Here is a 13,745-nt window from a genome sequence, read left to right on the forward strand (position 1 = left end):
GAGGATGAGCTTATGGACCAGGCTTCGGGAGAGGTGCGTCGCGTCGCCGTCGTCGGCGGCGGCACGGCCGGCTGGATGGCCGCCGCCGCCCTGGCGCGCGCCTTCACCCGCCCGTCGGGTCTGGCCGTCGAAATCACCCTGGTCGAATCGGAATCCATAGGAACCGTCGGTGTCGGGGAAGCGACCATTCCGCCGATACGTCAATTCATTCGCATGCTCGGCCTGGCCGAGGATGACTTCATCCGATCCACGGCCGCGACGGCCAAACTGGGCATTTGTTTCAAGGACTGGGGCGCCCCCGGCTCGGACTATTTCCACGGATTCGGCGACTATGGCCCGACCGTCGCCGGTCAGGCCTGGCGGCAATACCTGTTTCGCCTGAAGGCCGCCGGCCGGATAGAAGGCATCGAACCCTGGTCGCTGCCGGCCGTGATGGCGCGCGCCGGGCGGTTCGCCCCGCCCGTGGACGATCCCCGCTCGGCCCTGTCCCACTATTCGTACGCCTTCCAGTTTGACGCCGGCCTGTTCGCCCGCCGTCTGCGGACCCTGGCGGAAGGTCTTGGTGTCATGCGTTGCGAGGGGCGGATCGTCGATGTCGTTCAGCATCCGGACACAGGACATGTCGCGGCCGTACGGCTTGAGGACGATCGCCAGGTCGAGGCCGACCTGTTCATCGACTGTTCGGGGTTCCGGGGCCTGCTGATCGAACAGTCAATGAAGGCGGGGTACGAGGACTGGAGCCACTGGCTCCCCTGCGACCGCGCCATCGCCCTGCCCTGCGCCGCTGCTCGACCGGCTGAACCGTTCACCACGGCCCGCGCCCGTTCCGCCGGTTGGCAGTGGCGGATTCCGCTGCAGCACCGGGTGGGCAACGGCTATGTCTATTCCAGCGCCCACATCGACGATCAGGCGGCTTTGGATGATCTGCTCGGCCAAGTGGAATCGCCGCCGTTGGCCGAGCCCAATCGGTTGAGGTTCGTCACCGGTCGACGGCGTGAGGTCTGGAAGGGCAATGTCGTGGCCTTGGGCCTGGCCTCAGGCTTTTTGGAGCCGCTGGAGTCGACCAGTATAAGCCTCATACAGAATGCGATCGGGCGGCTGCTGCAACTGTTTCCTGATCGAGGCTTCGACCCGGCTCTCATCCGCGAATACAATCGCGCCTCGGCGCTGGAGGTCGAGCGAATCCGCGACTTCATCGTCCTGCACTATCATCTGGCGCAACGCGCTGACGGCGACTTGTGGCGACAGTGCCGCGAGACGACGCCGCCCGACAGCCTGATGCACAAGATCGAGCTGTTCCGCGCGCAGGGTGACGTCCCCCTGCTGGAAGACGAGTCTTTCCGCGAGGACAGCTGGACCGCCGTCTTCACCGGCCTCGGAGTCTGGCCGCGGCGCGCGACGCCCCTTGTGGGGGTGGACGAGCTGGATGATGTGGAACGTCAGGCCGCGCGCTTCGCCGAATTGATCCGCCAGGCCGTCGCCAGCCTTCCTGCCCATTCCGAACATTTCACCGGTTACGCCCGATGACGCCGGCGCCCGTTCAACGCATCCTGATCGTCGGCGGCGGCACGGCCGGATGGATGGCCGCCGCCGCCCTGTCCCATCTATTGGGCGGTGCAGTCCGGATCGACCTGGTCGAGTCGGAGGCAGTGGGGACGGTCGGCGTCGGCGAGGCGACCATCCCGCCGATCAAGCTCTTCAACCAGCTTATCGGCGTCGATGAGAACACCTTCATTCGCGAGACCCAGGCCACGTTCAAACTGGGCATCGCCTTTCAGGACTGGTTTCGTCAGGGGCATGGCTATTTTCATCCCTTCAGCCCCTATGGCACGCCCGTCGGGGTGGCGGCCTTTCATCAGTATTGGCTGAGAGCGAACGACGGCCGCGGCGCGGTCGGCGCCCTCGGGGACTATTCGCCGGGCGAGGTGGCGGCCCGACTGGGACGGTTCGCCCGCCCTGCGGACGCCACGCACTCGCCCTTTGCGCGGATGCCCTACGCCTTCCATTTCGACGCGGGCCTCTATGCCCGGTTCTTGCGCCGTCAGTCGGAGGCGCGCGGGGTTGTGCGTCATGAGGGACAGATCTCGGATGTCCAACTGCGAGAGGGCGACGGCTTCATCCGCGCCGTCAGGCTGGAAGACGGGCGGGAATTGGCGGCCGACTTCTTCATCGACTGTTCCGGGTTTCGCGGCCTGCTGATCGAAGGCGCCCTGAAGACCGGATACGAAGACTGGTCCCATTGGCTGCCCGCCGACCGCGCCGTGGCCATGCCCTGCGGCCGCGTAGGGCCGCCCGCGCCCTACACCCAGTCCACGGCCCTGGCGGCGGGTTGGCGTTGGCGCATCCCGCTGCAGCACAGAACAGGCAACGGCTATGTCTATTCCAGCGCCTTCCTGTCCGATGACGAAGCCGAGGCGACGCTGAGGACGGCCCTGGACGGTCCTGCGGCGGGCGAGCCCAACTTCCTGCGCTTTACCACCGGCCGCAGGCGCAAGACCTGGAACAAGAACTGCCTGTCGCTGGGATTGGCTTCCGGTTTTGTCGAGCCGCTGGAATCGACCAGCATCCACCTGATCCAGTCAGGTTTATCCAAGCTGTTGCTCAGCTTCCCGGACACGGGTTTCGCCCCGGCGGATATCGAAAACTACAACCGGATGATGCAGGCCGAATTCGAACGGGTGCGCGACTTCATCATCCTGCACTACCACGCCACCGAGCGGGACGACGCCCCCCTGTGGCGCCAGGTGCGGACCATGGCCGTACCGGACAGCCTGACCCGGAAAATCGAGCTGTTCCGCAGCCGCGGACGGGTCTTCCACTACGAGGACGAACTGTTCCAGGAGGCCAGCTGGATTGCAGTCCTGATGGGCCAAGGGGTGTTCCCCGCCCGCTGCGACCCGCTGACCGAAATCGTTCCACAGGACCAGGTTCGCCACCGGCTGAACGAGATCCGCTTGGCCATCCGGCGCGCCGTGGAGCAGATGCCGACACACGAAAACTATATTTCCAGCCGCTGCGCGGCAGGACCTCTCGCCAATGCTGACGCCGGGAACCGCGTATGACGTCTTTAGTCCTGAGAATGCTGGCCGGCGCGACGCTGGCTGTCTGGGTCAATACCGCTCCATCTGCAGCGCTGGCCGGTCCGGTTGATCTCGCCTCGCCCAATGGGCGATTGAGCATCCGGCTGGACATGCTTGAGGGCAAACCCTCCCTCTCCGTCTTGCGTGACAGCCAAGTCATTGTCGCACCGTCCTTAATCGGCCTGACCTTGGAGAACCGCGTTTCGGTCGGCGCGAGCGAGACTTTTTCAGCATCCCCGGTTCGACAAGGCATGGACGAATATGCCTTGCTGGGGCGGAAATCGCAGGTCCGCTCCCACTGGCGTGAGGTTACGCTCACCGCCGAACCCGCCAACGACAAACCTGCAATGACCCTGGTGCTTCGCGCCTATGACGATGGCGTCGCCTTCCGTTATCGCCTGCCGGCTGGAAATGACGCACCGATGGGCGTTGTGTCAGAGAACACCCAGTTCGCCTTCCCTTCAGACTACAGGTGCTGGGGCCTAAATCTGGGGCGGTTCAACTCCAGCCACGAGGGTGAGTTCGACCCGATTGCGGCCTCGCATATTCGCGACCACAACGCCTATGACGCCCCTCTCGTCTGCGAAACGACGCCAGGCGGGCCGACGATCGCGATCGCCGAAGCGGACCTGAAAGACTATCCGGGCCTGTATCTGGGCGGGCGCGGCGACGGAGGCCTGGGCGTGCAGACCAAGCTGGCCCCGCGTCTCGACGCCCCGACCAGCGTCCCGGCCGTCGTGGCGACAGCCCGCGTCGGGCAGGATCTGGAAACGCCGTGGCGGGTGATCATGGTCGGCGACCATGCCGGCGACCTGATCGAATCCACCCTGATCACAGATCTCAGCGCGCCCGCCACATTTGATGCGTCATGGGTCAAACCCGGAAAGTCGGCGTGGGACTGGTGGAACGGCGGCCATATCGACGCCGTCAAAGACAGCGGCATGAACACCGCCACCTTCAAGGCCTTCATCGACTTCGCCGCCGCAAACGGACTTGAGTACGTCACCATCGACGAGGGCTGGTATCGGGGCGCCGGCGGCGGCGGGGTCGTGCGGCCCGGCGTGGACGTCACCGAAACCATCCCACAGATCGACATACCGGAACTGGTCGCCTACGGCCGCGCGAAGGGCGTGGGTCTGTTCCTCTGGCTGAACTGGAAGGCGTTGGACGCCCAGTTCGACGCCGCCCTGGACCAGTACCAGGCCTGGGGGATCGCCGGGATCAAGGTCGACTTCATGGACCGCGACGACCAGCAGATGGTCGACTGGTACCACCGGCTGCTGGACCAGGCGGCGCAGCATCGGCTGATGGTCAATCTCCACGGCGCCTTCCACCCGACCGGCCTGACCCGCACCTATCCCAACTTCATCACGCAAGAAGGGGTTCTGGGGGCCGAAAACAACAAGTGGTCCAGCCGGATCACCGCCGATCATAACGTGACCCTGGCCTATACGCGCATGCTGCTGGGGCCGATGGATTATACGCCCGGCGGATTCGACAACCAGACGCCCGAGACCTTCCGATGGCGGTTTCTGCGGCCGACGGTGATGACCACGCGGGCGCACGGGCTGGCGATGTTCGTCGTCTACGAAAGCCCGCTTCAGACGGTCGCGGACAGCCCGGACGCCTATGCTGGCCAGCCGGAGACGGCCTTCATCGGCCAGGTTCCGACGACCTGGGACGAAACCCGGTTCATCTCGGGCGAGATCGGTCAGTCGATCATCCTGGCCCGGCGCAAGGGCCGCGACTGGTATGTGGGCGCCATGACGAATGCGAACGCGCGGACAGTCACCCTGCCGCTGGACTTCCTCGGGCGTGGGCGGTTCGACGCGACCGTCTATGCCGATACCGATGCGCCGAACCGGACTGCAATCTCAACACAGCCGGTGGAGGCCGGCACGACGCTGACTCTGGCGCTGCAACCCAGCGGCGGGGCGGCGATCAGGATCACCCCGCGTTGACTCAAAAAGGGGCGGCCGGCGCCGCCCCTTTCCTTGTCGGCTATGACGCCTCAGTGGTTGTCGCGCGGCAGGCCGAACTTGTCGACGATGCGATGGTACTTGATCGCGGGCTCCAGCACGGCGCCCGTTTCCAGCTGGCCGACCACGTCGCGTTGCATCTCCTGCCACGGCGTCTGTGAGGCCGGGTATTTGTAGCCGCCCGCCGCCTCGAACGCCTTGCGGCGCTCGGCCAGTTCTTCGTCTGAGATCAGGATGTCGGCGCGGCCGGTGTTCAAGTCGATCCGCACCCGGTCGCCGGTCTTCAGCAGGGCGATGTTCCCGCCGGCCGCCGCCTCGGGCGAGGCGTTCAGGATCGACGGCGAGCCCGAGGTGCCGGACTGACGCCCGTCGCCGATACAGGCCAGGGCGCTGACGCCCTTCTTGATCAGGTAGGACGGCGGTCGCATGTTCACGACCTCGGCCGCGCCCGGATAACCGATGGGGCCGGCGCCGCGCATGAACAGCAGGGTCTGTTCGGTGATGCCCAGGCTCTCGTCGTCGATCCTGTGGTGATAATCCTCAGGCCCGTCGAACACGACGGCCGGGCCTTCGAAGGCGTTCAGGTCGTCGGGGTTGGACAGATAGCGTTCGCGGAACTCGGGGCTGATCACGCTCAGCTTCATGATAGCCGAGTTGAACAGGTTGCCGGTGAAGACGACGAATCCGGCGTCCGTCTTCATCGGGGCGTCGAAGCGCTTGATCACGTCCGGCAAAACGATCTCGGCGCCACGGCAGTTGTCGCCGATCGACTTGCCAGTGACAGTCAGGGCGTTCTCGTTGATCAGCCCCTGTTTCATCAGTTCGGACACCACCGCCGGCACGCCGCCGGCATGGAAATAGTCCTCGCCCAGGTATTCGCCCGCCGGCTGAAGGTTCACCAGCAACGGCACGTGCAGTCCCTCGGTCTGCCAGTCCTGCAACGGCACATCGACATGAGAATGGCGGGCCAGGGCGGTCAGGTGGATCGGGGCGTTGGTGGACCCACCGATGGCCGAGTTGACGACGATGGCGTTGTGGAAGGCTTCCTTGGTCAGGATGTCCGAGGGCTTGAGGTCTTCGTGCACCATCTCGACGATGCGCAGACCGGTCTCGTAGGCGACCTGGGCGCGCTCACGGTACGGGGCCGGAATGGCGGCCGAGCCGGGCAGCGACATGCCCAGGGCCTCGGCCAGCGAGTTCATGGTCGTGGCGGTGCCCATGGTGTTGCAATAGCCGACCGACGGCGCCGAAGACGCCACCAGTTCGATGAAGCCGTCATAGTCGATCTCGCCGGCGGCCATCATCTGGCGCGCCTTCCAAATGATCGTGCCCGATCCCGTGCGCTCGCCCTTGTGCCAGCCGTTCAGCATCGGACCGACCGACAGGGCGATGGCGGGAATATCCACCGTCGCCGCCGCCATCAGGCAGGCGGGCGTGGTCTTGTCGCAGCCGATGGTCAGGACGACGCCGTCCAGAGGATAGCCGTAAAGGCTCTCAACCAGACCCAGATAGGCCAGGTTGCGATCCAGACCGGCGGTCGGGCGCTTGCCGGTTTCCTGGATCGGATGGACCGGGAACTCCATGGCGATGCCGCCGGCCTCTCGGATGCCTTCCCGCACGCGCTCGGCCAGCACCAGATGGTGCCGGTTGCACGGCGACAGGTCCGACCCCGTTTGGGCGATGCCGATGATCGGCTTGTTCGACTGCAGCTCTTTGCGCGTCAGGCCGTAGTTCAGATAGCGCTCCAGATAGAGGGCCGTCATGTCCGGGTTTTCCGGATTGTCGAACCAGGCCCGGCTGCGGAGCGTCTTCTTGGATTTCGAGGTGTCGGTCATTTCAGGTCCAGCCGCCATCGACGACATAATGTTGATTGGTGATCGCCCCGGCCTCGTCCGAGCACATGAAGACGACCATCTTGGCGATGTCGTCCGGCACGAGCCGGCGCTTGAGGCACTGGTTGGCGTAGATTTCTTTCTCGGTCTCCGGCGTGACCCAGAGCTCCAGCTGGCGTTCGGTCATGATCCAGCCGGGCGCGACCGCGTTCACCCGAACGCCGAACGGACCGAAGTCACGGGCCAGCGAACGGGTCAGGCCAATCACCGCAGACTTGCACGCCGTATAGGCCGGCATGCCGCCCTGCCCGATGATCCAGGACGTGGAGCCCAGATTGACGATGGCGCCCTTGCCGCTCGCCTGCATGTCGGGCAGCACCGCTTGGGCGGCGAAGAACTGGTGCTTCAGGTTCACAGCCATCCGGCCGTCCCAGTAGTCTTCGGTCACGTCCAGGGTCGCATGACGTTCGTCGTGGGCGGCGTTGTTGACCAGAATATCGATCGGGCCGAACGCGGCGCGAACCTCGGCCACGGCCGCCTTCAGCGCCGGAATGTCGGTCAGATCGCAAGCGACGAACAGGGTGTCGGCGCCCAGCTCGGCCTGCAACCTGGGGCCCCGCTGGGCGTCAATGTCCAGGAAGCCCACGCGGGCGCCCTGGGCGTGAAAGGCGCGAACAATACCCTCGCCTATGCCGCCGGCTCCGCCGGTGACGATGACGGTCCTGCCCTTAAGGTCTGTGTAGATGGCGGCCATGATTCGAAGCGCGCCTCCTAGACGCCCGCCGTTTATCGACGACTATCAGTCTTTTACAAATGAAACTTGTTACCGTCGGCGAAAATGACGACTGGCATTCTTCCTGTCAACGGCGGAAGCTTCCATAAGGTCACGCCTGTGAAACGGCGCCCATCTGTTCGGAAATATCACCGGCCGTTTGAACCAGAAGCGTCGCCGCCTCGGCCTTGGTGCAGACCATGGACGCCTGTTCGATGAAGGGGGTGATCAGGGTGGCGATGACGCCGTCCGAACCCATGATCGGGGCGACCAGATCGGTGACGCCGACGACGAAATCACTGGCGCGCTCGACATGCGCGCCTCGGGTCATGGCCATGGCTCGCCCGGCGAACTCGGCCACATCCGCGTCTCCGAACAGCGAAACGAGGCTGTCATGCAAATGCTTGCGCGCCCGCGGGTTGGATCGGGAATAGAACATCAGACCCGAGGTCGCGTGCAGGATGCTGCGGCGATAGCCGATGCGAACGGAATAGCCGAGGTCGCCGGGGCTTTCGATGCGGGCGATCACCACGATCTGATCGCCGGACGGGACCACGAGATGACAGGATTGCCGGGTGGCCGACGCCAGGTCTCGCATGGCGGGCATCGCCACATCGACCAGCGACTTGATCGGGGCCTGAGTCATGCCGAGGGTGAAGAGCCGGTTGGTCAACCGATAACCGTCCGGCGACTGTTCGATATAGCCGCGAAACTCCAGCACCTGGATCATGCGGAACAGTTCGCTGACCGAACGTCCCAGCATCGCCGACATCTGCGACGGCGTCATGGGCTCGCCCTGAGCCGACAAAAGCTCCAGCACATCCAGCCCCTTCTCCAGCGCAGGGGCTCGATACTTGCGGTCGTCGGTCGGGTCTTGATCGGTCATGAGAATCCTGCGGGAAGATCCAGAGGCTGCCGGTGCGTCCTCACCGGGTGAAGCCGCCGAACGCGACGACCTTAACATTGTCGCGGGTGAAATCTCCAAGCATATATAAAAATATCGTTGCGACAGATCAACGCCTCCCCTAGGCTTTGCCGGAAGCCCGGACCAAGGGCCGCCCGAACCAAGGGCTGTAGGGGAAATGCACATGACGCTCGCGGGCATCGATCTGGCGATTCTGGCTATCTACGCCGTCTTCATCTTCGGCCTGGCCCAGTGGGTCTCTCGCGGCAAGGCCGGCGAGCAGAAGACCTCCACCGACTATTTCATGGCCTCCAAGAGCCTGCCCTGGTGGGCCATCGGCGCCTCGCTGATCGCGGCCAACATCTCGGCCGAACAGATCATAGGCATGAGCGGATCCGGCTATGTAATCGGCCTGGGCATCGCCTCCTATGAATGGATGGCGGCCCTGACCCTGCTGATCGTCGGCAAGTTCTTCCTGCCGATCTTCCTGCGCAACGACATCGTCACCATGCCGCAGTTCCTGCAACAGCGGTACGGACCGACGATCCGCAACGTGATGGCCGTCTTCTGGCTGCTGCTCTACGTCTTCGTGAATGTGACCTCGATCCTGTGGCTGGGCGCCATCGCCGTCCACACCGTCACCGGCTTCAACCAGGACTACGCCATCGTCGCCATCGGCGTCTTCGCCCTGGCCTATCAGCTGTGGGGCGGTCTGAAGGCCGTGGCCCTGACCGACATCGTCCAGGTGGCCCTGCTGGTCTGTGGCGGGCTGATCATCGGCTTTATCGCCCTGTCGACCATCGGCGGCGCAGGCGGCGCCCTCGCCGGCTTCCACACTCTGCTGACCGAGTTCCCGGACAAGTTCGACATGATCCTGTCGAAGGACAGCCCCCACTATCAGGAACTGCCGGGCATCGCCGTTCTGCTGGGCGGCCTGTGGGTCATGAACATCAGCTACTGGGGCTTCAACCAGTATATCATCCAGCGCGCCTTGGCCGCCAAGTCGCTGCCGGAAGCGCAAAAGGGCATCGCCTTCGCCGCCTATCTGAAGCTGCTGATGCCGGTGATCGTGGTCCTGCCGGGCATGGCCGCCCTGATCCTGGCCCCGAACCTGTCGGCGCCGGACCAGGCCTATCCGACGATGATGAACCTGCTGCCGGTCGGGCTTAAGGGTCTGGTCTTCGCCGCCCTGATCGCCGCCATCATCGCCTCGCTGGCGTCCAAGGTGAACTCGATCTCGACCATCTTCACCCTGGACCTCTATGCCAAGATCAAGAAGGACACGCCCGAGCATCAGTTGGTCACGGTCGGCCGCATCGCCGCCGTCGTCGCCGTGATCATCGGCATCCTGACGGCTCGCCCCCTGTTGGGCGGTTTCGATCAGGCCTTCCAGTTCATTCAGGAGTTCACGGGCTTCTTCACGCCGGGCATCGTTGTCATCTTCATGCTGGGCCTGTTCTGGAAGCGCGCATCTGAAGCCGGCGCCCTGACCGCCGCCATCGGCTCGGTCGTACTGTCAGCGATCTTCTGGTGGTTGCAGGAAACGGGTCAGTTCATCTTCCCCTTCATGAACCGGGTCGGCGTCGTCTTCGTCGTCTCGCTGATCGCAGCGGTGATCGTCTCCCTGCTGGTCCCCGCCAAGCCGGACGCCATGAAGATCAAGCTGGACAACATCAGCTACAAGACCTCGCTGGGCTTCAACCTGGCCGCCGTCGGCGTGGTCGCCTTCCTGATCCTCGTCTATTCGATCTGGTGGTAAGTTGAAGCCGACGGCTCACCTGCTCGGCGTCGACTGGGGCACCAGCAACCTTCGGGTCATGCGGATCGCCGACGGCGGCCGGGTTCTGGACAGTCGTTCGGACCCGCGCGGCGCGGGCGGCCTGACGCCCGACCAGTTTCACGACGTCCTTCGGGACGTGGCCGGCGACTGGTTGAACGAAGGCCTGCCTGTCCTGGTCAGCGGCATGGCCGGAGCCCGGGGACGTTGGCGCGAAATGGCCTATCTGCCCTGCCCCGCCGGCGTCGCGGACCTGGCCGGCGCTATCGCTTCACCGGATGACGCGCCCGGGGTCCGGCTCGTGCCCGGCGTCGCGGCGTTCGAAGACGACCGACTGCAAGACGTGATGCGCGGCGAGGAGACCCAGGTTCTGGGCCTGGACCTTCAAGACGACGCCGTGGTGGTCGGCCCCGGCACCCACAGCAAATGGATCCGTACGGCCCAGGGCCGGATCACCGGTTTTCGAACCTTCATGACCGGCGAACTGTTCGCCGCCATCCGCAAGGGCACGATCCTGGGCGGCGGCATGGGGGAACCCGGCGTCGATGATGACGCCTTCGCCGCCGGGGTGGCGCGCGCGCTGAAAGACCCTGCCGTCACCGCCGCCCTATTCTCGGTGCGGGTCGAGGGGCTGGCCGGACGGCTTTCGCCTGCCTCGGCCGCAGACTATCTGTCAGGCTTGCTGATCGGAGCCGAGGTCGCCGCCCAGCTCGATACGCGCGAACGGCCGATCCTTCTGATCGGCGCAGAGCCCCTGTGCGCCCGCTACGCCTCCGCCCTGGCGCAGGCCGATTTCCACGACGTCCGGATCTCGGACGGCGCCGCCGCCACGGCCCTGGGCCTGTGGCGTATTCACGAGGCTGTATCCCGATGATCTCCCCCACCGTCGAAAGCCTGGACGCCCTGCCGCTGATCGCCATCCTGCGTGGCCTCAAGCCTGACGAGGCGGTCGCCGTGGGCGAGGCTATCGTCACCGCCGGCTTCCGCTGCCTGGAAGTCCCGCTGAACTCACCCGAGCCACTGGAGAGCATCCGCCGTCTGCGCGCCGCCCTGGACGGCCGCGCCCTGGTCGGCGCCGGCACGGTTCTGACCGTCGCCGCCGCCCGCGAGGTCGCCCAGGCCGGCGGGCAACTGATCATCTCGCCCAACACCAATACCGACGTGATCCGCGAGACCAAGGCGCTGGGCCTGCTGTCCCTGCCCGGCTTCTTTACGCCGTCCGAGGCCTTCGCCGCCCTGGACGCCGGCGCCGACGCCCTGAAGCTGTTCCCGGCCGAAGTCGCTGGAACGCGCGGTCTGAAGGCGGTTCGCGCCGTGCTGCCCGCCGCCACCCGCGTCTATCCGGTGGGCGGCGTCGATCCCGACAGCATGGGCCAATGGCTGGCCGCAGGCGCATCCGGCTTCGGCATCGGTTCGGCCGTATTCAAGCCCGGCCAGTCCGCCGAAGAGGTCGGCCGCAACGCCGCCGCCTTCGTGACGGCCTGGACCAAGGCCGCATCGGCGCGCTGAGCCGACCTCTTCCGTCCTTCTCACCTCGTCCGGCGCTGCTGATCGCACTGGATGGGGTGACTCGGCTTTTCAAATTGACACCGGTGACATCCCTCGGCTCCTATGACGCTCGCTTCGGCCAATAAGAGCAGACGAGGAAACGACCATGAGATTCATCGACCGCCGGGCCGCGCTGGCCGGCCTGCTGGGCGGCGTCGCGGCCTCGGCCCTGCCCGTCCGCGCCGCCTTCGCCCAGACCCATGAGGAAGCCGCGCCTTTAGGTCGGGAATGGGCGCACATGAAATGGCGTCGCGGCGTCGAGGGCCAGCGAATGGCCGACCTGGGCGACGGCACATTTCTCAATCCCATCGTCGCCGGCGACCACCCGGACCCGTCGATCCTGAAGGACGGCGACGACTACTATATGACCTTTTCGTCGTTCGAATCGGTGCCGGGCATCCACATCTGGCATTCCCGCGACCTGGTGAACTGGCAGCCGGTGACCGCGGCCCTGACCACCAATATCGGGTCCGTCTGGGCGCCCGAGTTGATCAAGCACCAGGGCCGATTCTACTGCTACATCCCGGCCCGTTTTCCGGAGTACCGCTCAAACTACGTCATCTGGGCCGACCGGATCGAAGGGCCGTGGAGCGAGCCGATCGATCTTAAGCTCCCGGCCCACATCGACCCGGGCCACATCGTCGGTGAAGACGGCGAACGCTATCTGTTCCTGAACGGGGGCGACCGGGTGAAACTGACGGACGACGGCTTGGCCCTCGACGGACCGGTGGATAAGGGCGTCTACAAGGCTTGGCGCTATCCCGACGACTGGATCGTCGAGGGCTTCGCTCAGGAAGGGCCGAAGCTGCTGAAGCGCGGCGACTATTTCTACATGATCACCGCCATAGGCGGCACCGCCGGCCCGCCCACCGGCCATATGGTCATTGCCGCACGGTCGAGGTCGATCAACGGCCCGTGGGAAAACTGCCCCCACAACCCCATCGTCCGCACCGCTTCCGGCGCGGAAAAATGGTGGTCGCGAGGCCACGCCACACTGGTCGAGGGACCGACCGACGGCGACTGGTGGATGGTCTATCACGGCTATGAGAACGCCTATTGGAGCCTGGGCCGTCAGACCCTGTTGGATCCCATCGAATGGACCGACGACGGTTGGTTCCGCGCCAAGGGCGGTGATCTGTCGCAGCCGATCCCCAAGCCGCGCGGCGGCCAGGCCGTGCCCCACGGCATGGCCTTGTCGGATGATTTCTCAACGGACAAGTTCGGGCTCCAATGGAGCTTCTATGACCCTCAACCGAACGAGAAGGACCGCCTTCGTCGCGAAAACGGCGTGCTGCATATACGGGCCAAGGGCAAGGCGCCGGTCGACTGTTCGCCGCTGACCTTCGTCCAGGGCGAACAAGCCTATCAGATCGAATGCGAGATCGAGATCGACGCCGGCGCCGTGGCGGGCCTGATCCTGTTCTACGACCGGGCCCTCTACGCCGGCCTCGGTTTCGACGCCCAGCGTTTCGTCACCCACCAGTATGGGATCGAACGCGGCCGCCCCGCCAACCCGCATGGGTGGCGGATGTTCATTCGCCTGACCAACGCCTACCAGAACCTCTATTTCGACACCTCGCCCGACGGCGAAACCTGGACCCGCTTCGACCGAGGGATGGAAGTTTCTGGCTATAATCAAAATGTTCGAGGCGGATTCATGATGCTCCGCCCCGGGCTCTACGCCGCCGGCGAGGGCGAGGCGCGTTTCCGGAATTTCAGGTTCCGAGCCCTGTGACAATCAACCCGGAGACGCGCCACTGGCGCTTAGAGATTGGGCGCCCTAAACAACACGGAAATCCCAAAGTCGAATTCGGGACTGGCGCTCGCCTTATTTTAGCCATATGACACCGGTG

The 13,745-nt window shown here is 65.0% G+C and carries 10 protein-coding genes; 7 read left to right on the forward strand and 3 right to left on the reverse strand.

The window, feature by feature from the left end; genetic code table 11:
• Positions 1–12: 12 nt before the first annotated feature.
• From OU998_RS10920 to OU998_RS10930, 3 genes are read left to right on the forward strand one after another with little or no spacing between them, the layout of a single operon-like run.
• The gene (locus tag OU998_RS10920) at positions 13–1,527 is read left to right on the forward strand and encodes a tryptophan halogenase family protein (RefSeq protein ID WP_267513503.1); all 1,515 of its coding nucleotides are present in this window, start codon (positions 13–15) and stop codon (positions 1,525–1,527) included.
• Positions 1,524–3,062, forward strand: coding sequence for a tryptophan halogenase family protein (locus OU998_RS10925; RefSeq protein WP_267513504.1), 1,539 nt, complete (start codon positions 1,524–1,526; stop codon positions 3,060–3,062). Before OU998_RS10920 ends, OU998_RS10925 begins: the two co-directional genes overlap by 4 nt.
• The gene (locus OU998_RS10930) at positions 3,059–5,041 is read left to right on the forward strand and encodes a glycoside hydrolase family 97 protein (protein ID WP_267513506.1); all 1,983 of its coding nucleotides are present in this window, start codon (positions 3,059–3,061) and stop codon (positions 5,039–5,041) included. The genes OU998_RS10925 and OU998_RS10930 overlap by 4 nt, the downstream gene beginning before the upstream one ends.
• Positions 5,042–5,091: 50 nt before the next feature.
• On the opposite strand, the gene OU998_RS10935 is transcribed toward OU998_RS10930, so the two are convergent.
• The 3 genes from OU998_RS10935 to OU998_RS10945 all read right to left on the reverse strand — a co-directional run bounded on the left by OU998_RS10935 (position 5,092) and on the right by OU998_RS10945 (position 8,549).
• On the reverse strand, positions 5,092–6,894 hold the full coding sequence (locus tag OU998_RS10935) for an IlvD/Edd family dehydratase (protein ID WP_267513507.1): 1,803 nt from the start codon (positions 6,892–6,894) through the stop codon (positions 5,092–5,094).
• Between the two features lies 1 nt (position 6,895).
• Positions 6,896–7,645: an SDR family NAD(P)-dependent oxidoreductase gene (locus tag OU998_RS10940; protein WP_267513508.1), complete on the reverse strand. Its 750-nt coding sequence runs from the start codon at positions 7,643–7,645 to the stop codon at positions 6,896–6,898.
• Positions 7,646–7,775: 130 nt separating this feature from the next.
• Positions 7,776–8,549 carry an IclR family transcriptional regulator gene (locus OU998_RS10945; protein ID WP_267513509.1) on the reverse strand — a complete coding sequence of 258 codons (774 nt, stop codon included), beginning with the start codon at positions 8,547–8,549 and terminating at the stop codon, positions 7,776–7,778.
• Between the two features lie 202 nt (positions 8,550–8,751).
• Here OU998_RS10945 and OU998_RS10950 point away from each other — a divergent pair, with 202 nt between their 5' ends.
• From OU998_RS10950 to OU998_RS10965, 4 genes are all read left to right on the forward strand, one after another.
• Positions 8,752–10,326, forward strand: coding sequence for a sodium/sugar symporter (locus OU998_RS10950; RefSeq protein WP_267513511.1), 1,575 nt, complete (start codon positions 8,752–8,754; stop codon positions 10,324–10,326).
• A gap of 1 nt (position 10,327) precedes the next feature.
• On the forward strand, positions 10,328–11,218 hold the full coding sequence (locus OU998_RS10955; RefSeq protein ID WP_267513512.1) for a 2-dehydro-3-deoxygalactonokinase: 891 nt from the start codon (positions 10,328–10,330) through the stop codon (positions 11,216–11,218).
• A complete protein-coding gene (locus OU998_RS10960; protein WP_267513513.1) occupies positions 11,215–11,853 on the forward strand; it encodes a 2-dehydro-3-deoxy-6-phosphogalactonate aldolase in 639 nt (212 codons plus the stop codon). The genes OU998_RS10955 and OU998_RS10960 overlap by 4 nt, the downstream gene beginning before the upstream one ends.
• Positions 11,854–11,998: 145 nt before the next feature.
• The gene (locus tag OU998_RS10965; protein WP_267513514.1) at positions 11,999–13,627 is read left to right on the forward strand and encodes a family 43 glycosylhydrolase; all 1,629 of its coding nucleotides are present in this window, start codon (positions 11,999–12,001) and stop codon (positions 13,625–13,627) included.
• The last annotated feature ends 118 nt before the right edge of the window (positions 13,628–13,745 follow it).

The organism is Brevundimonas sp. SL130 (assembly GCF_026625805.1).
Classification (GTDB): Bacteria; Pseudomonadota; Alphaproteobacteria; order Caulobacterales; family Caulobacteraceae; genus Brevundimonas.